This window comes from Krasilnikovia cinnamomea (assembly GCF_004217545.1).
Classification (GTDB): Bacteria; Actinomycetota; Actinomycetes; order Mycobacteriales; family Micromonosporaceae; genus Actinoplanes; species Actinoplanes cinnamomeus.
In genome coordinates this window covers 3,858,478-3,880,854 of sequence record NZ_SHKY01000001.1, presented here as the reverse complement: position 1 = coordinate 3,880,854, position 22,377 = coordinate 3,858,478, and the positions used below count along the sequence as shown (strand labels likewise).

Here is a 22,377-nt window from a genome sequence, read left to right as displayed (position 1 = left end):
ACGTGCGGGTGAGGCTAGACCATGGTGTCAAGAATTGGACAGCCCTCAGCGCCAACCGATGTCGATGCGGTCCCCGCGGTCGTCGAAGAAGTGCAGCGCGTCCATGCGTACGGCGACCGACAGCGGGTGCCCCGGCGACACGGCGGGGTACGGCGCCAGCCGCACCGCCAGCTCCGCCGGACGCCGGTGATGGCGTCCGGGGTCGTTCAGCACGCTGGTGCGCTGAGCGGGTTCGAGCGTGGCCACCGCCGAGCGCTCACCGCGCCCGGTCAGGCGCTGCAGCGCGCTCCCGACGCGGCGCAGCGCCCCGCCCGGCACGGCCTGCTGCGGCGCCTTCCCGCCCAGCTCGTCGACGACGATCGCGGTGGCGCCGATGTCCAGGAACGCCAGCGACTCGTGCCCGTGGTGCTCCAGGAAGCGGATCCGGCCGTGCAGCACGTCGCCCTGGGTGTCCGGCGAGACCGGGGTGAGCGCCTCGGCCCGCACGCCCACCACGATGCGCTCGCCGTGGTAGCGCGCGACCGCCCGGGCCCGGATGTCGGTCCACGGCAGGTACAGGGCCTGCTCCCCGAAGTTCAGCGTGACGTACCGGTCGAGGTGCACGTACACCTGGGCTTCCAGCAGGTTCATCCGGGGGGCACCGAGGAAGGCGGCGACGTACAGGGTGGCGGGGCGGCCGTACACCTCGGTGGGGGTCCCGATGTCCTGCAGCACGCCGCGGCGCATGATCGCGACGCGGTCGGCCATGGTCAGCGCCTCGGCCTGGTCGTGCGTCACGTACATGGTGGTGACGCCCAGCTCGCGGGTCAGGCCGGTGATCTCGGCCCGCAGCTCGGCGCGCAGGCCGCTGTCCAGGTTGGACAGCGGCTCGTCCATGAGGAACAGGCCGGGGCGGCGCACGATCGCGCGGCCCATCGCGACCCGCTGGCGCTGGCCGCCGGAGAGCTGGCCCGGCTTACGCCCGAGCACCTCGGCGATGCCGAGCGCGCTGGCCACGTCGCCGACGCGTTCCATCCGGGGCGCCGGGTCTACCCCGGAGAGCTTGAGCGGGAAGCCGATGTTGTCGCCGACCGTCATGTGCGGGTACAGCGCGAAGTCCTGGAACACCATCGCGATGCTGCGGTCGCGCGGCGGCACGTCCATGACCGGCGCGCCGTTGAGCAGGATCTCGCCCGCGGTGGGGTCCTCCAGCCCGGCGATCATGCGCAGGACCGTGGACTTGCCGCACCCGGAGGGACCCAGCAGCACGAGGAACTCGCCGTCGTTCACGTCCATGCTGACCCTGTCGACGGCCAGGGTGCCGCCGGGCCAGACCTTGGTGACGTCCTTGAGCGCGACGGTCGACACCGTCCACCTCCTGCATGTGCGACCCGTGATCCGGGCCGTCACGTGGCCCGAGCGATCCGGCCTACTGTGACCAACAGTATTGATCCCTAGCCATCGGGTGAACGTTCCATTTGCACACCGTGACCAGGCGATTACAAAGATCATCGATCACGCTGCGCGTGGACCATCCATCGCGCTCCGTCACCACGGCAGGAAACTGTCCAATGCGCTGCGTTACGAACGCGCGGCCCGGCGATCCACCGCCGCCTGCACCACCACCGCACCCGCCACCCACAGCGCCAGCACCGCCTCGGCGTCCGTCGCCAGGCCCGCCACACCGGCCGCCGCCAGCAGCAGCACCCGGCCGTCCCAGCCGAGCACCGCGCCGGTCGCCGCGGCCACGGGTGCCGCCTTCTCCATCCGCGCCGTGACGTCGTAGTGCCGCACCGCCAGCGCGAACAACAGCGCGTAGGTGACCGGCGTGGGCACGTCGCCGACCAGCGAGACCGCGACCACGGTCAGATACTCGGCCGCACGCAGCGCGGCGGGCACCAGCCAGTCGAGCGGCCCGTCGTGCGGCGCCCGGGCCGCCAGCCCGGCGCCCAGCACGAGCAACGCCGCGACCGCCAGCGCGATCCGGGCCGCGCCGCCCGGCGGCGCGGCGACGAGCAGCACCGCGATCAGCACCGCCGGCACCAGCGCGGCCGCCGCGGCGAGCGCCAGCGGAGCGGGCCAGCCCGCCCGCGCGAGGACGTGCCGCACCAGCGGGCCGTCGTCGCGGTGCCGCGCCCGGTCCGGCCGGTCCAGCACGGCGACGCGCATCGACAGCGCCCGCAACGAGCGCAGCCCCAAGGTGTACGCGAACGCCAGCGCTCCCCACGCCAGCACCCCGGCCAGCGCCACCCGACCGTTCGTCGCTGCCGCCAGCACCGCGATCAGCGCCCACCGCTCGCCGATCGGGAACACCACGATCCGCTTCAGCCAGTACGCCGGCGAGCCCGTGTCCGCCTGCACCCGGTTGGAGGCCCGGCTCAGCCGCGCGCCGACCCCGCCCGCGCCGCCCGCCGCGGCACCGCCGCCCCGGGCGGCCGCCTCGTCGTGCAGCGCCCCGTACCAGGCGTCGGTCATGTGCCGGACCGTCTGCAGCACGATCGCCGCGATCGCCAGCGGCCACGCGTACGGCAGCCCGATGCGTTCCGCCCCGGCGGCCAGACCGGCGTAGACCACGTACTCCTTGGCCCGGTCGGCCATCGTGTCCAGCCAGCCGCCGAACGCGCCGAAGCTGCGGGTGTAGCGGGCCAGCTGCCCGTCCACGCAGTCCAGCACGAAGCCGAGGTACAGCAGCACCGCCCCGGCGATCATGGCGGGCCGCGACGCCTGCCAGAACGCCAGCGCGGCGCCCACCGCGAACAGCACAGACAGCCACGTCACCGCGGTCGGGGTCAGACCGAGCCGGGCACACGCCCGGGTGACCAGCGGCGACCAGCTGCTCACCGCGTACGTGGTGAAGAAGTCGTCGCGTTCCTTGACCGCCTCCCGCAGCCGGGCCGCGTCCTCGTCCACCGCGGCCACCTCGGCGCGCGCGGCGCTCAGCTCGGCGTCCGTGCCGACCCGGGCGGCGCGCAGCAGCCGCACCCGGGTGGCGACCGGCACCAGCCCGGCGTCCAGCAGGGCGGGCAGCAGCGCGTCCACGGCGTTGCGGACGCCGGTGGCCACCCCGCTCCCGGCGTCGGAACCCTCGTCGGCGGCCTCGGCGGCCCGGTTCGCGGCCGACGCCAGCAGCGGCAGGTCGGCCGGGGCCACGCAGAGCGCGCCGAGGAACCGGACCGTGCCCTCGCCGTCCGGGGCGGCCACCAGGCGGCCGCGATCCTCGCGCAGGTCGCCGTGCTCGGCCGGAGCCACCAGGGCGGTGCTGCGCCCGGCAGGCTCGGTCGCCAGCGTCCACAGCAGACTGTGGTGGGCGACGAGGTCGTCCGCGACCACGATCAGGCGCTGACCGTCGCCGCCGCCGTCCGGGCTGTGCTCGGTCGCGAGCTCGGCGAGGTGGCGCAACTGGGCCGGCACGTCCTCGGCGCTCGCGGGGGACACCAGCACGGTGGCCCCGGCCTCGAGCAGCGCGGCGGTCAGGCTGTCGGCGAGCCGGGCGGCCGAGTCCGGGTCGAGATCGTTGCCGGTGCTGCCGCAGAGCACGGCCTGCGTCACCGCTGCCTCACCGCGCCTCCTCGTCGCCCATCGGGACCGTGGGCCTGCCTAGCCGAAACCCGGACGAGGTTACCGGACCGGGAAGGGAACGGACGTCGTAGCCGACCCTCACGTTAACAACGAGCCTCAGCCGGTACGGGTCCCCCTTACGGGAGGCGTCCGCCGGATCTCCACCCACGGGCTGAGGGACGGCGAGCGCGCCGAACCTACCGTCGATGGTGGTCGCGGCGTTCCCGCCGGGGCCACCATCGAAGGAGGAATCGCGATGAACCGCCTGACCCGGCCCCGCAACGACCGGTGGATCGCCGGGGTCTGCTCCGGCCTGGCCCGTCGCTTCGGCGTCTCGCCCAGCCTGGTCCGCCTGGCCTTCGTCCTGTCCTGCCTGCTGCCCGGCCCACAGTTCCTGATCTACCTGGTGCTCTGGGTGCTGATGCCCAACGAGTGATCAGGGATTCGCGAACGTCACGGTGACCGAGGTGTACCCGAGGCGGCCGAACAGGCTGGTCAGCATCTTCTCGGCGTTCTCCCGGGCGCGCCGGTCCAGCCCGCTGCCCTGGGCGGCCTCGGTGATCCGTCGCTGCGCCTCGGCGTACACGCGGTGCTGGGCGTCCGGGTCCTCGCGGAACGCGTCGCCGATCCGGTTGAGCAGGCCCCGCTCCTGCGCCACCACGTAGCTGCGCTCCAGGTCGAGGGCGGCCGGTGCCAGTTGCGGGGCGGGCAGCGTGACACGGACGGACTTGGCGGCGTTGTCGACCGTGACCGCGTCGCCGCCGAGGGTGCCGAAGTCGACGTACGCCTCGACCGTGCCGGAGCCGACGAACAGGGTGCGCTGGTTCAGCAGGAAGTCTGGGACGTTCTCCCGGTGCTCCTGCAGGTCCACGATGACCTGGAAGGTGCCGTCGGCGGCCACGTACCGGCTCAGATCGCGCATCGACTGCAGCAGCACCGGCTGGCTGCGGTCGGTCGTCCGGTCCGAGAACGGGTTGTCGAAGCTCGGCAGCACGTTCACCGCCCGCAGGCCCAGGCAGGCCGCGACCAGCACGGCGAACACCGCGCCCGTGAAGATCAGCAGCCGGGCGAGGCCGGACCGCCCCACCGGGGGGTCGGGCCAGGCGGCGCCGGACCCGGTGGGCCCAGCAACGCCCGGCCCTGGCTCGGCCGGGTCCGGCCCGGCGCCGGTGGGGCGGGCCTGATCCGGGCCACGCGGCTCGGCGCGGCCCGGCTCGTATGCGGGATATTCCTTGGTCGGGTCGTCGATGTCGCGGCGCTCGGCCATCGTCCTCACCCCCTGGTGTTGCTACCCAAGGTACGGATGAGACGAAACCCCGGCGTGGGCTCAGCCCGCGAACGCGCTCAGCCCGGTCAGCTGCTGGCCCAGCACGAGCTGGTGGATCTCCGAGGTGCCCTCGTAGGTCAGCACGCTCTCCAGGTTGTTCGCGTGCCGCATGATCGGGTACTCGCCGCTGACGCCGTTCGCGCCCAGGATCGTGCGGCACTGCCGGGCGATCGCGATGGCCTCGCGGACGTTGTTCAGCTTGCCCGCGCTGACCTGCTCCGGGCGCAGTCCCACCGCGTCGTGCCGGCGGCCCAGGTGCATCGCCAGCAGGTAGCCTTTCTGCAGTTCCAGAGCCATGTCCGCGAACTTCGCCTGGGTCAGCTGGAAGCCCGCGATCGGGCGGCCGAACTGCTCCCGGCTGCCCGCGTACGCGATCGCGGTGTCCAGGCAGTCGCGGGCCGCGCCGAGCGAGCCCCACACGATGCCGAACCGGGCCTCGGTCAGGCAGGACAGCGGGGCCTTGAGCCCGCGCGCGTCGGGCAGCCGGGCCGCCTCGGGCAGCCGGACCTCGTCCAGGGTGATCTCGCCGGTGGCCGAGGCGCGCAGCGACATCTTGTGCCGCACCTCGCGGGCCGCGAAGCCGGGGGTGTCGGTCGGCACCGCGAACCCGACCACCCCTTCCTCGGCGCGGGCCCAGATCACCGCCACGTCCGCGACGGGAGCGTTGGTGATCCACATCTTGCCGCCGGTGAGGATCCAGTCCGCGCCGTCCCGGCGGGCCCGGGTGGCCATGGCGGCCGGGTCGGAGCCGTGGTCCGGCTCGGTCAGGCCGAAGCAGCCGATCAGCTCGCCCGCGGCCATCCCCGGCAGCCAGCACTGCTTCTGCTCCTCGGAGCCGTAGCGCCAGATGGCGTACATGGCCAGGGAGCCCTGCACCGAGATCAGCGAGCGGACCCCGGAGTCCGCCGCCTCCATCTCCAGGCAGGCCAGCCCGTACGCGACCGCGGAGGAGCCGGCGCAGCCGTACCCCTTCAGGTGCATGCCGAGCAGGCCCAGCTTGCCGAACTCCAGGGCCAGGTCACGGACGGGGACCTCGCCGCGCTCGTACCAGTCGGCCACGTACGGGCGGACCCGGTCGTCGGCGACCCGGCGCACGAGCGCGCGCACGTCGCGCTCCTCGTCGGTCAGCAGGGAGTCGAGGTCGAGGAGGTCGAACGCGGAAACGGCCATGAGGCAGACGTTAGAGGACCAGGACCCGGGCGTGAATCTGGTTGCGCTGCTGCAGGGCCGCACGCAACGCCCGGTGCAGGCCGTCCTCCAGGTAGAGGGCGCCCTGATACTCCACCACGTGCGGGAAGAGGTCGCCGTAGAAGGTCGAGTCCTCGGCCAGCAGCTTGTCGAGCGCCAGCTCACGTTTGGTGGTGATGAGGTCGGCCAGCCGGATCGGACGCGGCGGGATCTCCGCCCACATCTTCAGCGTGGTGTGGTGGTCGGGATACGGGGCACCGTCCCGCACCGCTTTGAAGATCACGACGGCACGCCCCTTCCGCTCCAGCCCGTCCTTTACCCAGCCCACCGGCCATGATGCACCACATCGTCCACCGGGCGATGCCCCCTGCGCAGTGACGGGGACCTCTTGTCGGGTAGCTGGTAACCCACCGTGAGCGCCCCGATGGGGCTGAATTCGGGCGGCACCCCGAACGCCTCCTTGAACGCCTCGACCCGGGCGGCGGGCAGACCGATGAAGCAGGAGCCCAGCCCCTCGTTCACCGCGGTCAGGTGCATCAGCAGCGCCGCGAAGCCGGTGTCGATGTGCCAGTACGGCGCGGGCCAGTGCGACTCGTCCCGGTCCGTCCAGCCCTTGTCCGGCTGGGCGTAGCGCTCCAGGTAGGCGGACTTGTTGGACAACGGGATGACGATCAGGGTGGCCGCCCGCATCCGGTCCAGCCACGAGCCGTGCCAGCCCTCGTCGGCCGGGGCGTCGCCGAGATGGCCCTCCGTGGTCACCTGCCAGTACCTGGCCCGGTCCTCGGCCTTGGTCAGCACCAGGAAGCCCCAGCCCTGGGAGAACCCGGCCGACGGCGCCCGCAGCGCGTGCTTGACAATCTTGTCGACCAGCTCCGGCGGGACCGCCCGGTCCGGGTCGTAGGTACGCACCATCCGCCGCCTGCGGACCACCTCGTCGAAATCCACTACGGTCGCACCCCCCATGACGCGGCCCAGCCCTCCCCCGGGGCGAGCACGATCAGATCCCGGCCGGAGCGGAACGCGTCCGGTGGGCAGGTCATCGGCTCGATCGCCACGGACCGGCGGAACCGCTCTCCGCGCAGCGTGTCCGACGTGAAAACCTGCCACCACGCGAAGTGGCGGTCCCCCCAGATGGTGACCTGGGCGCCGCCCGCCGGTGCGGCGATCGTCACCGACGAGCCGCCGTCCGCGTCGTACGCGAGGTCACCGAACGTGGTGTCCAGGACGAGGTCGCCGATCCGGCGCGGCGCGCTGAAGTCGTACTCCGAGCCGGCGATCTTCACGGCCCCGATCGGCAGCAGGCGGCCGTCGGCCAGGATCCTGGTCCGTGCCGGCACCCGCAGCAGGATGTCGTCCACGGCCACCCCGGGCAGCCGCAGGTACGGGTGGACCGAGTAGCCCCACGGCGCCTCGGAGTCACTCGTATTGGTGACCTCCTGGTCGCAGCGCAGCCCGCCGGGGCCCACGCTCCACCGGGTGCGCAGCGCCAGCGACCACGGGTAGCCCGCCTGCGCCGCCAGGTCGCACTCCAGGGTCACCGCGTCCGGGGCCTGGTCGGCCAGCCGCCAGCGCACCCAGTTCACCAGGCCGTGGATGGCGGTGCCCCGGGCCGGCTCGGTCAGCGGCAACTGGTGCGTCACCCCGTGGAACGTGTAGCGGCCGTCGCGGATCCGGTTGGGCCAGGGCGCCAGCACCTGACCCGCGGACGCGGGCGACAGCTCGTGCTCGGTGAACCCGTCGACGACCTCGCGATCGCCCACCTCATATGCGCGCAGCACACCGCCGACCTCCGCGAGGGTCGCCCGGTGCTCACCTGATTCGATCGTCCACTGCAACCCGGATTTCGCCGGAACGACGCTCGTCATGCCTGGACACTATCGGGTCCCACCGTCATCGCCAGGTGGCGGGCGGTAGCGGTACAACGCCGGGAAAGCGAGCGCCAGCACCACCGTCAGGCCCGCTGCCAGCAGACCACCGCCCACCCAGGACACGGTCGGACCGGCGACGTCGGCGGTCGCGCCCGCGCGGAGGTCACCCAGCCGGGGACCACCGGCCACCACGACCGTGAAGACCCCCTGCAGCCGACCGCGCAGCCGGTCCGGGGCGTACGTCTGCAGGATCGACTGCCGGTACACCGCGCTGACCAGGTCGGCGGCTCCGGCCACGGCCAGCAGCAGCACCATCAGCCACAGGTCGTGGGCCAGCCCGGACAGCGCGACGGCCAGCCCCCAGCCGATCACGGCCACGATCAGGGCGAGGCCCTGGCGGCGGATCCGGCCGATCCAGCCGGAGGTCAGGCCACCGACCACCGAGCCGAGCGCGATCGCGCTGAACAACCAGCCGACCGCCGCGCCGCCGCCGAACCGCTCCGCGGCCACCTCCGGGAACAACGCCCGCGGCATCGCGAACACCATCGCCACGATGTCGACCGCGAACGAGAGCAGCAGCACCTGCTTGGTCGCCAGGAAGCGCAGGCCGTCGGCGATCCCGCGCAGCCCGGCCGTGGGGCGCGGCTCGTCGTCCGGTCCGGCCAGCGGCGGGATCGAGGGCAGCCGCCAGGTCGCCCAGAAGGAGATGGTGAACAGCAGCACGTCGACCGCGTACGCGACCGTCACGCCCGTACCCGTGGCGAAGGTCCCGAAGATCAGGCCCGCGGCCAGCGGGCCCAGCACCCCGCCCACCGTCGTGGTGGTGTAGGACAGGGTGTTGGCGGCCGGGACCATCTCGCCCGGCACGACCCGCGGGATGATCGCCTGCCGGGCGGGCGAGCTGACCGCGAAGCCCACCGACTGCACCGCGGTGATCGCCAGCAGCAGCCAGGCGCTGTCGAGGTGCAGCAGCGCCTGCGCCAGCAGGCCGAGGGTGGCCAGCCAGGCCAGCGTCGAGCTGGCCAGCAGCAGGAGCCGCCGGTCCACCACGTCGGCCGCGGCCCCGCCCCACAACCCGAAGATCAGCAGGGGTACGAGTGCGGCCACGCCCAGCAGCCCCACCCAGCCCGACGAGTTCGTCAGCGCGAACATCTGCACCGGCACGGCCACCGCGGTGAACTGGTACCCGAAGAACGAGACCCCGTTGCCCACCCACATCCGGCGGTACGCGGGCACCGCCAGGGGGCGGGTGTCGATCACCCAGCGGCGGCGCTTCGCGGTAAGCTCCGACGTCACGGCGCGAGCCGCTCGACCACCCAGGCCGTGTCCGCGCGCCGGTAGCGCAGCCGGTCGTGCAGGCGGTCGGCGCGGCCCTGCCAGAACTCCACGGTCTCCGGCACCACCCGCAGTCCACCCCAGTGCGGCGGTGCGGGCACCGGATCGGCGTCCCCGAACCGCTCGCGGGCCTCGGCCAGCCCCGCCTCCAGGGCGGCGCGGTCCGGCACCACCCGCGACTGCGGGCTGGCCCAGGCGCCGAGCTGCGATCCGCGCGGCCGCTCGGCGAAGTACGCGTCGGTCTCCGCCCGCCCGACCCGCTCGACCGCGCCCGTGACGATCACCTGCCGCTGCATCGGGAACCACGGGAAGACCAGGCTCGCGTACGGGTTCTCGGCGACCTCGGTCCCCTTGCGGGAGTCGTAGTTGGTGAACAGGACGAAGCCATGGTCGTCGTACCCCTTGAGCAGCACCGTCCGGGCCGACGGCCGCCCCCCGCGGGAGGCCGTGGCCAGCACCATGGCGTTGGGTTCCGGCAGGCCCCCCGCGACCGCCTCGGCGAACCAGCGGCCGAACTGGACCCGCCAGTCCGCCGCCAGGTCGGCCTCCAGCAGCGGCCCCCGTTCGGTGTAGTCGCGCCGCATCACGGCCGGCGCTGGTGGTTCGCGTGTCACCCGATCCCCTTCGACAATTTTCGTATCGAACCTAAGTCGCCACCGCCGCCGCGTCTCCTCGGCGAGGATAGGTGTCGCAGACGGCACATTCCCCGTTGCTCGACCGGCCGGGCGAGCGCGGGCAAGATGAAACACTCACGGCTTCACGGGGCCATTTCCAGGAGGCGACGTGTCCGACTTCAAACCGGGACTGGAAGGCGTCATCGCCTTCGAGACCGAGATCGCCGAACCCGACAAGGCCGGCGGCGCGCTGCGCTACCGGGGCGTCGACATCGAGGATCTCATCGGTCAGGTGTCCTTCGGCAACGTGTGGGCGTTGCTGGTGGACGGGCGGTTCGGTCCCGGGCTGCCGCCCGCCGAGCCGTTCCCGGTTCCGGTGCACTCCGGCGACATCCGCGTCGACGTGCAGTCCGCGGTCGCCATGCTCGCCCCGTACTGGGGGCTCAACCAGCTGCTCGACATCGACGACGAGCAGACCCGTTCCGACCTGGCCCGGGTGTCGGTCACCGCGCTGTCGTTCGTGGCCCAGGCGGCCCGGGGGCTGGGCCTGCCCGCCGTGCCGCAGAAGGACATCGACAAGGCGACGACGATCGTCGAGCGGTTCATGAAGCGCTGGCGCGGCGAGCCGGACCCGCGGCACGTCAAGGCGGTCGACGCGTACTTCATCTCGGCCGCGGAGCACGGGCTCAACGCGTCCACCTTCACGGCCCGCATCGTGGCCTCCACCGGCGCGGACGCCGCCGCCTGCATCTCCTCGGGCATCGGGGCCCTGTCGGGCCCGCTGCACGGCGGCGCGCCCTCCCGGGTGCTGCACATGATCGAGGCCGTCGAGCGCAGCGGCGACGCCGAAGGGTACGTGAAAGGCGTGCTCGACCGCGGCGAGCGGCTGATGGGCTTCGGCCACCGCGTCTACCGCGCCGAGGACCCGCGCGCCCGCGTGCTGCGCCGCACCGCCCGCGAGCTGGGCGCCCCCCGCTACGAGGTGGCCGAGGCCCTGGAACGCGCCGCGCTGGCGGAGCTACAGGCCCGCAAGCCCGACCGGGTGCTGGCCACCAACGTGGAGTTCTGGTCCGCCGTGGTGCTGGACTTCGCCGAGGTGCCGTCGCACATGTTCACCTCCATGTTCACCTGCGCCCGGGTCGCCGGGTGGAGCGCGCACATCCTGGAGCAGAAGAAGCTCGGCCGCATCGTGCGCCCCAGCGCCCGGTACGTGGGCCCCGCGACCCGCAAGCCGCAGGACGTCGAGGGCTGGGACGCGGTACCGCACAACGCCTGATCAACTGGCGGTGGGAGGATGGGCGTCGGCAACGGCGCCCCCGATCTTCGTCTCCCTGGGAGGACTCGCGTGGCTGACGGCATCCGGATTCCCGACGAGCTCAAGCCGGTGGACGGGCGGTTCGGCTCCGGGCCGAGCAAGGTCCGTCCCGAGGGTGCCGAGGCGCTGGCCGCGGTCTCCCGCACGTACCTGGGCACCTCGCACCGGCAGCGGACCGTCAAGGACCAGGTGGCGCGGCTGCGCCGGGGCGTCGCGGAGTTCTTCTCCGCCCCCGACGGCTACGAGGTGATCCTCTCCAACGGTGGCACCAGCGCGTTCTGGGACACCGCCGCGTTCGGGCTGGTCCGGGACAAGGCCCAGTTCGCGGAGTTCGGCGAGTTCGGCGCCAAGTTCGCCAAGGCGGTCGCGGACGCCCCGTTCCTGGCCGAGCCGACCGTGCACCGCGCTCCGGGCGGCCAGGCGGCGTTCCTGCGCGCCGAGGCGGGCGTCGACGTGTACGCCAGCGTGCACAACGAGACCTCGACCGGCGTGGCCGTCCCGGTGCGCCGGGTGGCCGGGGCCGACCCGGGCGCCCTGCTGCTCACCGACGCCACGTCGGGCGGCGGCAGCCTGGACGTCGACGTGTCCGAGACGGACGTGTACTACCTCGCACCGCAGAAGGCGCTGGGCTCCGACGGCGGCATCTGGCTGGCGCTGATGTCCCCGGCCGCCATCGAGCGGGCGTTCGAGGTCAAGGGCACCGGGCGCTACATCCCGCAGTTCCTGGACCTGGTCACCGCGATCGAGCAGTCCCGGCTGGAGCAGACGTACAACACCCCGGCGCTGGCCACGGTGTTCCTCGCCGCCGAGCAGCTGGACTGGATGAACGCACAGGGCGGCCTGGCCTGGGCGGCCAAGCGCAGCGCCGAGAGCGCCGCCGCCCTGTACGGCTGGGCCGACCGCAGCGACTACGCCACCCCGTTCGTCACGGACCCGGCGCTGCGCTCCAACGCGGTCGCCACGATCGACTTCGCGGACGGGGTGGACGCGGCCGCGCTGGCCAAGGTCCTGCGCGCGAACGACATCGTGGACACCGAGCCGTACCGCAAGCTGGGACGCAACCAACTGCGGATCGCGCTGTACCCCACGGTGGATCCCTCGGACGTGGAGGCACTGACTACCTGCATCGACTACGTCGTGCCACGACTGTGACGCGATCGAGGCAAAGATCATCAACGCAGGTCAACGAGTCCCCGGCGTGGCTTACTCCCATTGGGTGACCGGTCGGCGTACGGTGTTGGCGAAACGCGACCGGGTAACTGAGTCTCGGGAGCACGGGCGTCGAGCCGGTCGGCGCCGGTAGGCAAGGCCAGCGACGGGACGGAGGCAACGCATGCGGCCGGTACGCTTCGTCGCCCTTTCCGAGGACGGTCAGGCCCTGGTGCTCGCCGACGAGGTCGGCCGGCTCCTGGCGCTTCCGCTCGACGACCGGATCGCGGGTGCGCTGCACGCCGACAGCCACCCGCACTCGCCCGCCCCGATCGGGTCGGCGGTCGCGGTGGTCGCCGCCGAGGTGACACCGTCGCTGTCGCCGCGCGACATCCAGTCCCGCATCCGCTCGGGCGAGTCCGCGGAGGACGTCGCCCGGATCGCGGGCGTCCCGGTCGACCGGGTGCTGCGCTACGCGGGCCCGGTGCTGCAGGAGCGGGCCATGCTGGCCCAGCACGCGCGGCGGACCAGGCTCAAGACCTCCGACTCGGGCGCGGCGCTGGCCGAGGTCGTGGACAGCCGGCTGGCCCAGCACGGCATCGACACCGAGAAGATCTCCTGGGACGCGTACCGGCGCGACGACGGCACCTGGCGCATCGTGGCCACCTGGCCGTCCGGCAAGGCGACCGCGCAGGCGATGTGGGATCTCGACAAGAGCCGCCAGATGGTGTCCCCCCACGACGACATGGCGCAGTACCTCTGCGCCGAGCGGCCGACCCAGATCCTCGGCCAGGACCCGGTTCCGGAGCGCGGCCACGGCCTGCCCAGCCCGGCGCGGGCGGCGGAGCCCATCCGGGGCGGCCACGGCCTGCCCGGCGGCCCGACCACCGAGACGCCACGGCCGGCCCGTGACCCCGTGCGCGGCGGGCGCGACCCGATCCGCGCGGGGCGCGACGCCCTGCTGGCCTCGCTGGACCGCCCGCTCAGCAGCGGCTCCGGCCGCGGCCTGGAGCCGGCGGCCCACCCGGAGCCCCGCCGGCCCGTGTCGGGCGGCGCCGCCGCGCTGCTCGGCGGCGGGGCGGGTTCCGCGTTCGACGACGACGCCGACCTGCCGAAAGAGGTCCCGGCGGTGCCGTCCCTGGCGGTGCTGCGTCCGCGACGCGCGGGCGGGCAGGGCACCCAACCGGCCGGCGACGCCGACGACAGCAAGCCGCGCAAGCGCCTGCCGAGCTGGGACGACGTCCTGTTCGGCGGCGGCCCCGCCGCCCGCGAGAGCTCCTGACCGACCGCCGCCGTTCTCCGTTCATGAGCAACAAGCCCGAGCTGGCTCTGCCGGAGTCCTGGGACCACGTCGCCGCGCGGTGGGAGCGCGGATCTCGACGAGGTGGTCGCCACGCTGGAGCGCTGGCTGCGCACCCTGTCGGCCACCGGCGCGCTGCCGCCGGACTCCGCGGTCTGACGGGTCCGGCGGGACGAGCCCGTCGTCAGGCCGCGGCCGCCGTGCGGGAGCTCTCGGCGGACGGGGCCGGCTCGGCCGACGACGCCGGGTGTACCAGGGTCAGCCTTGGGCGGGGCCGGACCCGCAGCCGGAGCCGCTCACCGCTGGAGCCCAACTGCCACACCAGGGCGCCGAGAGCGGCGACGAAGCAGACCAGACCGGCGGCCCAGATGCTGGCGGGCACCCCGAAATGCTCACCCCACCACCCGGACAGCGACGCCCCGATCGGCGTGGTGCCGAGGAACACGAGCACGTACAGCGCCATGACCCGGCCCCGGTAGGCCGCGTCGACTCCCATCTGGACCCGGTGGTTGGCGGCCTGGGCGAGGTACATGGAGCAGAACCCGGTCGGGACGAGCAGCAGCACCGCGACCGCGAAGGTGGGCGCGAAGCCGAGGGCGAACTCCAGCAGGCCGAAGGCGAGCGCGGCGCCGAGCACGACGTACATGCTGGGTCGGGCCCGCCGGGCGCTGCCCGCGAGGGCCCCGCCGAGCGCGCCCACGGCGAGCCCGGTGCTGAGCAGCCCGAACGACGATGGACCGGCGTGGAAGTTGATCTTTGCCAGCGCCGCGAGCGTGACCGGGAAGTTGAAGCCGATCATGCCGACCACGGCCATCAGGGCGATCGGCAGCATCAGATCCGGCCGGTCGCGCACATACCGCAGGCCGTCCACGAGCCCGGCCTGCCCGGCCTTGCGGGCACGCTCCTCGCGGTACAGCTCGGCGGTGCGCATCCGGCGGTAGCTGAACACCGGCGCGATCGACAGCGCGGTGGCGATCAGGAACACCGGCCCGGTGTGCAGCGTGGCCAGCGCGATCCCGGCCAGCGCCGGGCCCGCGATGCGGGCGGAGTTGAAGGTGGCCGCGGACAGGGCGAGCGCGTTGGGCAGCAGCGGCAGCTCGACCAGCTCGGAGACGAACGCCTGCCGGACCGGGGTCTCGATGGCGTTCGCGACCCCGAGCAGCGCGGCGAACAGGAACACGTGCCACAGCGCGACCACCCCGGCGGCGACCAGCACCGCGAAGACCATCGCGGTGACCGCGAACGCGGCGTTGGCGAGAATCAGCAGCGTGCGCTTGTCGTACCGGTCGGCCAGGGTGCCACCCCACAGGGTGAGCAACAGTACGGGCAGGAACTGCAGCGCCGCGACGACGCCGAGCGCGCCGGGCGAATCCCCGGACAGGTCCAGTACGAGCCAGTCCTGGGCGGTGAACATCATCCACACCCCGACCAGCTTGATCAGCTGCCCGGTGGCGAAGTACCGGTAGTTGCGAACCTGCAGGGACCGGAAGGTCGTGCTCAGCACTGCCCGCACTCGGGTGCGCCTCCTGTCGGGTCGTACGCGTCATCGTCGTGTGACGGGACGACCGGAGGCGGCGGCCTCAGCCGCGGGCGACCTGCTGCAGGATCCGCGCGGCGCGGTCCAGGGTGTCGCGTTCGTCCGGGGTGAGCTCGGCCAGCTGGGTGGCCAGCCACTCGTTGCGGGCCCGCTCGAACTGCGCGTACACCGCCCTACCCTGTTCGGTCGGGGCCAGGATGACCTGACGGCGATCCGTCGGGTGTGGCGTACGAGCCACGAGTCCCTGCTCCTCCAGCTTCCCGACGATCTTGGTCATCGTCGGGGGCTGGACCCGTTCGGTGTCGGCGAGTTCCCGGGGGGTCAGCGCACCGGCCAGCTGGAGGCTGGTCAGCGCGGAGAGCTGACTGAACGTGAGGTCACCGACCGGACGGGCCTGGCGGACGCGCCGGTTGAGCCGGGTGATCGCCTCGCGCAGCAATTTGGCCAGCTGCTCTGGTGTCTCCCGCTCCGCCGCCACAGACCGCCCCATCACGTTGGTTAGCCTAGCTAATGAGCTTGGCTAACGACATCCGATTTGCCGTATGACCGTCGTCACCGGGCACGGTAACGCACCTACCGGAGCACGGCCTCCAACGGACCCCGCAGGAAGTACAGGACGAACAGCGCAGCGATCCCGTACAGGATCGGGTGGACCTGGCGGGCCTTGCCGACGGCCACCTTCAGCACGACGTAGGTGATCGCCCCGGCGCCGATCCCGTTGGAGATCGAGTACGTGAACGGCATCAGCGTGATCGTCAGGAACGCCGGGACCGCGATCTCGTAGTCGGTCCAGTCGATCTGCCGGACCGCCGCCAGCATCAGGAAGCCCACCACCACCAGCGCTGTCGACGCCGCCTCGAACGGCACCACGACCACCAGCGGGGCCAGGAACATCGCCAGCAGGAACAACCCGCCGGTGACCAGGCTGGCCACCCCGGTCCGGGCACCCTCTGCCACGCCGGACGCGCTCTCCACGTACGCGGTGTTGCTGGACACGCTCGCCGCGCCGCCCGCCGCCGCGGCGATCGAGTCGACCAGCAGGATCTCCCGGGTACGCGGCGGCATGCCCTCGGCGTCCAGCAGATCGCCCTCCTGCGCGACCGCCACCATCGACCCCATCGTGTCGAAGAAGTCAGTGATCAGCAGCGTGAAGACGAACATCAGCGCGACCAGCCAGCCCGCCCGGCTCCACGAGCCCAGCACGTCGAACTCGCCGAGCAGCGACAGGTCCGGCGTACTGATGATCGTCTCCGGCAGCTTCGGCACGTTGAGCCGCCACCCGCCCGGATTCGGCTGCCCGTCCACGAACGCCGGACCGACCTGCGCGATCGCCTCCACGACGATCGCCAGCACCGTCGTGGCCAGGATGCCGATCAGGATCGCCCCGCGCACCCGGCGCACGAACAGGATCAGGGTCAGCAGCACCCCGAGCACGAAGACCAGCTCCGGCCAGCTGGTCAGCCGGCCGCTGGCGCCCAGCTCGACCGGGACGACGGAGTTCGCCGCGTCCGGGACCCGCCGCACGAGACCCGCGTCCACCAGCCCGATCAGCATCAGGAACAGGCCGATGCCGACGCCGATCGCGGTCTTCAGCTGCGTGGGCACCGCCCGGAACACAGCGGTACGCAGGCCGGTCAGCACCAGGACCGCGATCACCAGCCCCTCGATGACCACCAGGCCCATCGCGTCGGCCCAGGTCATCTCCGGCGCGATCTCGTACGCCACCAGCGCGTTCACGCCGAGCCCCGCCGCCAGCGCCAGCGGGAACCGGGCGAAAACCCCCATCACGAGCGTCATCACGCCCGCCACCAGCGCCGTACCGGCGGCCAGCGCCGCGATCGGCAGTTTCGCGCCGTCCCCGTCCACCCCGGCACCGAGAATCAGGGGGTTGAGCACCACGATGTAGGCCATCGTGAAGAAGGTGACCAGGCCACCGCGCACTTCGCGCTCCGCCGTGGAACCCCGCGCGGAGATCTCGAAGAACCGGTCGAAAGCATTCGCGGACACAGGCGTCCTCCCAGCACGGGGATCGATGCGGATGATCGTGTCAGTGCGCTACGGGTCGATGGAAGATCAGCTGTGTTACAAAGGGTGAGTGACCAGCGAGAAGCCGCGGATCGAGCCGCTCGACCCGCCGATGGTGCCGTTCGCCCTCGCCGGGATGGCGGCGTTCGCGGTGGCCGGGCTGGTGCTGCTGCTCAACCGCGACTGGTTGCAGGCCCACGGGCACACCGACTGGCTGTGGATCAGCCTCGCCGGTTTCCTGCTCGGGATCCCCGGCCTGCTCACGATGCTGCGACACGACGCGAACCGGCGCCGCCGCCGAGCCCTGAGCCACCCCGAATTCCGCGTGACCGACCCGGGCTAGGAATGCCCGTACGGCTCGGCGGGCTCGCTCGCCTCGACCGAACCAGGGCCCCGGCTGACCGCGACCGGCTCGACCTCACTGTCGTCGTACACCGTCGGCAGCTCGTCGACCGGCTGCTCCGAGGAGCCCAGCAGCGCCTCCGAGTGGGCGCCGCAGCCGTGGTCGGCGCTGACCGCCTTGCCGTCGTCCGGCGCGTACAGGTTGCCGCAGACGCCGAACATCTGCCGCATCGTCCCCGCCAGCGGCAGGTAGAAGCCGCACGTGCCGCAGCGGGCCGTGCGCGGGGCGGCCGTCGAGATCGGCGCCTCCGGCCCGGCGTCGCCGTCGTACCAGCGCTGGGCGGCCTCGACCCGGCCCTCCCGGGACATCACCCGGGCCCGGCCCAGGCCGGCCTCCCAGGAGACCTCCTCGACCGCGGGGTCGTCGCTGAGCACGTAACCCGGAGCGAGGCGCTCGTCGTCCGGTGCGGTCGGCATGAGGTCGCCGACCCCGAGGTCGCCCGGCTGCACCCGCTCGTGCCACGGCACCCAACCCGGGGCCAGCAGCGCGTCCGGGCCGGGCAGCAGCACGGTCTCGCAGACCGTGACATGGCGGCTGCGCGGCACCCGGGTGACCGTCACCGCCCAGCGCCAGCCGCGATACCCGGCCAGGTGACTTTCGAAGAAGTGGGTGACGACCCGGTCCCCTTCGGCCACCGCCTCCAGATGCTCGCCGACGTCGGCGGCATCCACGTCGGTGATGGCCCCACGGGCCACTCCGACGGCATCGGCGCAGACCTGGTCAAGGCGGGCGGCGCGCGCGGCGGTACTCCTGGTCACCCGATCATTGTCCCCTATCGGTGCCCGGTCGCCGCAGCGACTCCCCCAGATCACGGACCATTGGCACGGGACACCTGTCGTCGGCATCAGTCAGGATGAGGCAATGCCACTGCTACGCACGATCGGACGGGCCTTCGGCACCGGTATCAAGGCCGGGCGGCTGCTGGTCCGCGGCTCCGTACGCAGTGGCCGGTGGGCGACCCGCCGAGTCGGCGACGCCCGGGCGCGCGGGGCGGCCCACGAGATCGGCATGGTCCGCCTGTTCGACCTGCACGCGCTGTCCTGCGCCGGGGACACCCTGATCGCGATCGGGCTGGCCGGCACGATCTTCTTCAACGTGCCGCTGGGCGAGGCCCGCAGCAAGGTGGCCCTCTACCTGCTCGTCACGATGGTGCCGTTCGCCCTGCTGGCGCCGGTGATCGGACCGCTGCTCGACCACTTCCGCCACGGCCGCCGGTACGCCCTGGCCGTCACGATGCTCGGCCGCGCGTTCCTCGCCTGGCTGATCTCCGACCACCTGTTCGGCCTCGGGCTGTATCCCGCGGCGTTCGCGGTGCTGGCGCTGTCCCGCGCGTACGGGGTGGCCCGCTCCGCCGCCGTGCCCCGGCTGCTGCCCGACGGGATCGGACTGTCCCAGGTCGGCGCCCGCGCCAGCGTGTACGGCACGTTCGCCGGGGCGATGGTGGCCCCGATCGGGCTCGCCGCGTTCTGGTTCGGTCCGCAGTGGCCGCTGCGGGTGTCGTCGATCATCTTCCTGGTCGGCATGGTCGTCGCGTTGCGGCTGCCACCGCGCGCCGACTCCGACCCGCCCGAGGAGGTCCCCCGCCCGATCCGTACCGCGCTGCGGCTGCGCCGGGGCCCCGACCGCCCGCTGTCGGGCCGGCTGGTCATCGCCACCCTGGTCGGCAGCGCCACCCTGCGCTGCCTGTACGGCTTCCTGCTGCTCTACTTCGCGTTCGCGGTGAAGGGTGGGCAGCTCGACACCACCCTGTTCGGCCGGGACGTGGGCAGCCAGGGCGCGGTGGCGGTGATCGGTGGCGCGCTGGCCGTCGGGACGTTCCTGGCCACCGCGGTCGGCACCAAGCTGCACATCCGGCGCCCCACCGCGTTGCAGTCCAGCGGGCTCACCATCACCGCCGGGGTCGCGGTGCTCGCCACGATCTTCTACGGGCTGGTGATGGTGGCGCTGCTGGCGCTGGTCACCGCCATCTTCAGCGGCATCTCGAAGCTGGCCGTCGACGCCAGCATCCAGGAACGCGTACCGGAACGGCTGCGCGCCAGCGCGTTCGCGCACTCCGAGACCGTACTGATGCTGGCGTGGGTGGCCGGTGGCGCGGTCGGCATCATCCCGATGGACGGCCGGGTCGGCATGATCGTGGCCGCCGCGTTCGCGGTGGTCGCGGCGATCCGCGCGGCCGTGGTGGCGGGCCGGTTGCACGGCGACCACCTGCAGGGCCGCCCCGACGCCACCGTCGACGACGCCACCGTCGACGGCCGCGACGCGGCGGCGCCCAGCGGTGGAGCGAACCCGGCGCCGCCCAGCGGTGGAGCGGACCCGGTAGCGCCCAGCGGCGCGGGCGGCCGGGAAACGCCCAGCGGCGCGGGCGGGCCGGAAACGCCCAACGGCGCCCCGGAGCCGGAAGCGGCCGCCGATGGCTCCCCTGTGCCCGGTGCCGTGCCCGGTGCCGGCCCGCCCGCACGGAACCGGTCCCCGAACGGGTCCGGCCTCCGGACGGCGGCGCCCGGCATCCTTCCCCCCGGCGACACCGACTCGGTCCGCAACGGGGAAGGCCGCCGGTGGGGCCGCTGGCGGCGGCGCGCGGCCCGAGCCGAGCCGGACGCCTCCGGGGCCGTGCCGCCCGGTCGGCGCCCGGCCGACCGGCCCACCGCGACGACGACCGAGAACGCCGCGCCGCCGGCGCCCGCGTCCCGCGATGGCCAGTCCGCCGAGGCGGCCGGTGCCGGGCTGGCGCCGCCCGGCTACCACATCTACCGGCCGTCGTCGGCGGCCCGCCGCGACAACACCGGCAGCGACGCCGATTCCGGCCAGGCCGACCGGTGAGCGCACCGGACCTGCTCGTCGTCACGGCCGTGGCGGCGGAGGCGGACGCCGTACGCGCCGGTGCCGACCCGGCCAGGATCCGGGTCGAGCCCGTGGGGGTGGGTCCCGCCGCCGCGGGGGCCGGGGCGGCCCGGTTGCTGGCCCTCGCCGAGGCGGCGGGCTCGCCGTACCGGGCGGTGCTCAGCGCCGGGATCGGCGGCGGCCTTCCCGGCCGCGCCGCGGTGGGCGCGACCGTGCTCGGGCTCCGGGCGATCGCCGCAGACCTCGGCGCCGAGTCCGCCGACGGCTTCCTGCCCGTCGAGCTGCTCGGCTTCGGCACGAGCGTCATCGACGCGGACGAGACCCTGATCAAGGCCCTGGCGGCCGCGCTGCCCGAGGCGGTGCCGGGCGACATCCTCACGCTCGGCACGGTCACCGGCACGGCCGCGACGGCGACGGCGCTGGCCGCCCGGTTTCCGGCCGCCGCCGCCGAGGCGATGGAGGGCTACGGCGTCGCCTGCGCGGCGGCCGGCGCCGGTACGCCGTTCGCGGAGCTGCGGGCGATCTCGAACGCGGTCGGTCCCCGTGACCGCCTGGCGTGGCGGATCCCCGAGGCGCTGGGCGCGCTGACCCGGGCCGCGCGGGCGCTGTCCGGCCTGCCGCTCTGAACGTGTGGTGGGGCAGACATGCGCCTGCTGAGGCGACCGGGACCACGCTCGGGATACGGTCGGAGCGTGGCGCTCACCCTGGCGGCTTCGCCGTGTCCCAACGACACATTCGTCTTTCACGCGTTGGTGCACGGCCTCGTGCCGGGGGCGCCCGCGATCGACATGACGTTCGCGGACGTGGACGTGACCAACCGGGCCGCCGAGGAGGGGGAGTTCGACCTCGTCAAGGTCAGCTACGCGGCACTGCCCTGGTTGCTCGACAAGTACCACCTGCTGCCGTGCGGCGGCGCGCTCGGGCGCGGCTGCGGACCGCTCGTGCTGACCAGCGGGGACAGCCGCTGGGCCGACGGTGACCTGCGCGGCGCGACCGTGGCGGTGCCGGGCGACCGCACCACCGCGTACCTGCTGTTTCGGCTCTGGACCGGCTGGCGCGCCCCGTCCCGCATCGCCGTCGTGCCGTTCCACGAGATCATGCCGGGCGTGGCGACCGGCCGGTTCGACGTCGGGTTGGTGATCCACGAGGCCCGCTTCACGTACCACCAGTACGGCCTGACGTCGCTGGTCGACCTCGGCGAATGGTGGGAGAAGGACACCGGCCTGCCCATCCCGCTGGGTGCCATCCTGGCCCGCAAGGGCGTCGTCGACCCGCGCGAGGCGGCCGAATGGATCCGCACCTCGGTCAGCATGGCCTGGGCGAACCCGGACGCCAGCCGCGACTTCGTCCTCGAACACGCGCAGGAGATGGAGCTGGACGTGGTACGCCAGCACATCGAGCTGTACGTCAACGAGTACACGCTGGACCTGGGCCCGGAGGGGCTCGCCGCCGCCGACACGCTGCTGGAGCGGGCGGCGGCGGTGGGGGTCATCCCCCTGATCGAGCCCTTGACCGCCTAGACCTCCAGCTCGCGGGCGACCGCGTGCACCAGCTGGGCGACCTTCTGCGCCGTCTTCTTGTCCGGGAAACGGCCGCGGCGCAGGTCCGGCTGCACCTTCGCCTCCAGCACCTTGATCATGTCCTCGACGAGGCCGTGCAGCTCCTCGGCCGGACGGCGGCGCAGCTCCGCCACGGACGGCGGCGCGTCCAGCACCTTCACCCCCAGCGCCTGCGCACCCTTGCGGCTGTCGACGACGCCGAACTCGATCCGCTGACCCGCACGCAGCTCGGCCACGCCGGCGGGCAGCGAACCCTTGGGCAGGAAGACGTCGCCACCCTCATCGCTGGTGACGAAGCCGAAACCCTTCGCCGCGTCGTACCACTTCACTCGACCCGTGGGCACCCGCTGACCTCAACTTCACTCAATGGACACATGCG

At 73.1% G+C, this 22,377-nt stretch carries 21 protein-coding genes and 1 pseudogene; 8 read left to right on the top strand and 14 right to left on the bottom strand.

Annotation, left to right across the window (positions count from 1 at the left end; genetic code table 11):
- Positions 1–45 precede the first annotated feature (45 nt).
- Together EV385_RS17550 and EV385_RS17545 are read right to left on the bottom strand one after the other, a co-directional pair.
- Positions 46–1,347, bottom strand: coding sequence for an ABC transporter ATP-binding protein (locus EV385_RS17550; RefSeq protein WP_130510439.1), 1,302 nt, complete (start codon positions 1,345–1,347; stop codon positions 46–48).
- 213 nt (positions 1,348–1,560) lie between these two features.
- Entirely contained in the window at positions 1,561–3,528 is a 1,968-nt protein-coding gene (locus EV385_RS17545; protein ID WP_130510438.1) for a DUF5941 domain-containing protein, read from the bottom strand.
- Positions 3,529–3,793: 265 nt separating this feature from the next.
- On the opposite strand from EV385_RS17545, the gene EV385_RS17540 reads away from it, so the two are divergent.
- Positions 3,794–3,973: a PspC domain-containing protein gene (locus EV385_RS17540; RefSeq protein ID WP_130510437.1), complete on the top strand. Its 180-nt coding sequence runs from the start codon at positions 3,794–3,796 to the stop codon at positions 3,971–3,973.
- On the opposite strand, the gene EV385_RS17535 is transcribed toward EV385_RS17540, so the two are convergent.
- The 7 genes from EV385_RS17535 to pdxH are packed head-to-tail and all read right to left on the bottom strand — an operon-like array spanning position 3,974 to position 9,839.
- Positions 3,974–4,804 (bottom strand): DUF4230 domain-containing protein, encoded by an 831-nt coding sequence (locus tag EV385_RS17535; protein ID WP_130510436.1) that lies wholly within the window; start codon positions 4,802–4,804, stop codon positions 3,974–3,976.
- Positions 4,805–4,864: 60 nt separating this feature from the next.
- Complete coding sequence (locus EV385_RS17530; protein ID WP_130510435.1) at positions 4,865–6,034, bottom strand: acyl-CoA dehydrogenase family protein; 1,170 nt, start codon at positions 6,032–6,034, stop codon at positions 4,865–4,867.
- Between the two features lie 10 nt (positions 6,035–6,044).
- Positions 6,045–6,335 carry a type II toxin-antitoxin system VapB family antitoxin gene (locus EV385_RS17525; protein WP_130510434.1) on the bottom strand — a complete coding sequence of 97 codons (291 nt, stop codon included), beginning with the start codon at positions 6,333–6,335 and terminating at the stop codon, positions 6,045–6,047.
- A 32-nt stretch (positions 6,336–6,367) separates the two neighbouring features.
- Positions 6,368–6,997 carry a nitroreductase family protein gene (locus EV385_RS17520; protein WP_130510433.1) on the bottom strand — a complete coding sequence of 210 codons (630 nt, stop codon included), beginning with the start codon at positions 6,995–6,997 and terminating at the stop codon, positions 6,368–6,370.
- Positions 6,997–7,917 carry an aldose 1-epimerase family protein gene (locus EV385_RS17515; RefSeq protein ID WP_130510432.1) on the bottom strand — a complete coding sequence of 307 codons (921 nt, stop codon included), beginning with the start codon at positions 7,915–7,917 and terminating at the stop codon, positions 6,997–6,999. The genes EV385_RS17520 and EV385_RS17515 overlap by 1 nt, the downstream gene beginning before the upstream one ends.
- A 9-nt stretch (positions 7,918–7,926) precedes the next feature.
- The gene (locus EV385_RS17510) at positions 7,927–9,216 is read right to left on the bottom strand and encodes an MFS transporter (protein WP_130510431.1); all 1,290 of its coding nucleotides are present in this window, start codon (positions 9,214–9,216) and stop codon (positions 7,927–7,929) included.
- Entirely contained in the window at positions 9,213–9,839 is a 627-nt protein-coding gene (pdxH, locus tag EV385_RS17505) for a pyridoxamine 5'-phosphate oxidase (protein ID WP_130513379.1), read from the bottom strand. Before pdxH ends, EV385_RS17510 begins: the two co-directional genes overlap by 4 nt.
- 199 nt (positions 9,840–10,038) lie before the next feature.
- Here pdxH and EV385_RS17500 point away from each other — a divergent pair, with 199 nt between their 5' ends.
- The 3 genes from EV385_RS17500 to sepH all read left to right on the top strand — a co-directional run bounded on the left by EV385_RS17500 (position 10,039) and on the right by sepH (position 13,615).
- Positions 10,039–11,145 (top strand): citrate synthase 2, encoded by a 1,107-nt coding sequence (locus tag EV385_RS17500; RefSeq protein WP_130510430.1) that lies wholly within the window; start codon positions 10,039–10,041, stop codon positions 11,143–11,145.
- Positions 11,146–11,214: 69 nt separating this feature from the next.
- Positions 11,215–12,336, top strand: a complete 1,122-nt coding sequence (gene serC, locus EV385_RS17495) for a phosphoserine transaminase (protein WP_130510429.1) — start codon at positions 11,215–11,217, stop codon at positions 12,334–12,336.
- Between the two features lie 181 nt (positions 12,337–12,517).
- Positions 12,518–13,615 (top strand): septation protein SepH, encoded by a 1,098-nt coding sequence (gene sepH / locus EV385_RS17490; RefSeq protein ID WP_130510428.1) that lies wholly within the window; start codon positions 12,518–12,520, stop codon positions 13,613–13,615.
- A gap of 202 nt (positions 13,616–13,817) precedes the next feature.
- Here the strand turns inward: sepH and EV385_RS17485 are convergent, their stop codons facing one another.
- From EV385_RS17485 to EV385_RS17475, 3 genes are all read right to left on the bottom strand, one after another.
- Complete coding sequence (locus tag EV385_RS17485; RefSeq protein WP_130510427.1) at positions 13,818–15,146, bottom strand: MFS transporter; 1,329 nt, start codon at positions 15,144–15,146, stop codon at positions 13,818–13,820.
- Positions 15,147–15,213: 67 nt separating this feature from the next.
- A complete protein-coding gene (locus EV385_RS17480) occupies positions 15,214–15,660 on the bottom strand; it encodes a MarR family winged helix-turn-helix transcriptional regulator (protein WP_165449703.1) in 447 nt (148 codons plus the stop codon).
- A gap of 83 nt (positions 15,661–15,743) precedes the next feature.
- Positions 15,744–17,177 (bottom strand): NCS2 family permease, encoded by a 1,434-nt coding sequence (locus EV385_RS17475; RefSeq protein ID WP_242624931.1) that lies wholly within the window; start codon positions 17,175–17,177, stop codon positions 15,744–15,746.
- Between the two features lie 130 nt (positions 17,178–17,307).
- Here EV385_RS17475 and EV385_RS17470 point away from each other — a divergent pair, with 130 nt between their 5' ends.
- A complete protein-coding gene (locus EV385_RS17470; protein WP_130513377.1) occupies positions 17,308–17,538 on the top strand; it encodes a DUF2530 domain-containing protein in 231 nt (76 codons plus the stop codon).
- Here EV385_RS17470 and EV385_RS17465 read toward each other — a convergent pair.
- The gene (locus tag EV385_RS17465) at positions 17,535–18,374 is read right to left on the bottom strand and encodes a DUF3027 domain-containing protein (RefSeq protein WP_130513376.1); all 840 of its coding nucleotides are present in this window, start codon (positions 18,372–18,374) and stop codon (positions 17,535–17,537) included. The two genes, EV385_RS17470 and EV385_RS17465, sit on opposite strands and share 4 nt — an antisense overlap.
- 85 nt (positions 18,375–18,459) lie before the next feature.
- On the opposite strand from EV385_RS17465, the pseudogene EV385_RS17460 reads away from it, so the two are divergent.
- The 3 genes and pseudogenes from EV385_RS17460 to EV385_RS17450 form a co-directional block, all read left to right on the top strand.
- Positions 18,460–19,968, top strand: a pseudogene (locus tag EV385_RS17460) (MFS transporter); the annotation flags it as partial.
- 446 nt (positions 19,969–20,414) lie between these two features.
- Positions 20,415–21,065 (top strand): futalosine hydrolase, encoded by a 651-nt coding sequence (locus EV385_RS17455; RefSeq protein WP_130510424.1) that lies wholly within the window; start codon positions 20,415–20,417, stop codon positions 21,063–21,065.
- A 66-nt stretch (positions 21,066–21,131) separates the two neighbouring features.
- Positions 21,132–21,959, top strand: a complete 828-nt coding sequence (locus EV385_RS17450) for a 1,4-dihydroxy-6-naphtoate synthase (RefSeq protein WP_130510423.1) — start codon at positions 21,132–21,134, stop codon at positions 21,957–21,959.
- Here the strand turns inward: EV385_RS17450 and EV385_RS17445 are convergent.
- Positions 21,956–22,342: a cold-shock protein gene (locus EV385_RS17445; RefSeq protein WP_130510422.1), complete on the bottom strand. Its 387-nt coding sequence runs from the start codon at positions 22,340–22,342 to the stop codon at positions 21,956–21,958. The genes EV385_RS17450 and EV385_RS17445 overlap by 4 nt on opposite strands.
- Positions 22,343–22,377: the final 35 nt, after the last annotated feature.

Coding starts and splice junctions, on each gene's coding strand:
- EV385_RS17480 (WP_165449703.1), bottom strand. CDS start 15,660: ATGGGGCGGTCTGTGGCGGCGGAGCGGGAGACACCAGAGCAGCTGGCC.
- pdxH (WP_130513379.1), bottom strand. CDS start 9,839: ATGCGGCGCGACTACACCGAACGGGGGCCGCTGCTGGAGGCCGACCTG.
- EV385_RS17530 (WP_130510435.1), bottom strand. CDS start 6,034: ATGGCCGTTTCCGCGTTCGACCTCCTCGACCTCGACTCCCTGCTGACC.
- EV385_RS17515 (WP_130510432.1), bottom strand. CDS start 7,917: ATGACGAGCGTCGTTCCGGCGAAATCCGGGTTGCAGTGGACGATCGAA.
- EV385_RS17470 (WP_130513377.1), top strand. CDS start 17,308: ATGGTGCCGTTCGCCCTCGCCGGGATGGCGGCGTTCGCGGTGGCCGGG.
- EV385_RS17540 (WP_130510437.1), top strand. CDS start 3,794: ATGAACCGCCTGACCCGGCCCCGCAACGACCGGTGGATCGCCGGGGTC.
- sepH (WP_130510428.1), top strand. CDS start 12,518: ATGCGGCCGGTACGCTTCGTCGCCCTTTCCGAGGACGGTCAGGCCCTG.
- EV385_RS17535 (WP_130510436.1), bottom strand. CDS start 4,804: ATGGCCGAGCGCCGCGACATCGACGACCCGACCAAGGAATATCCCGCA.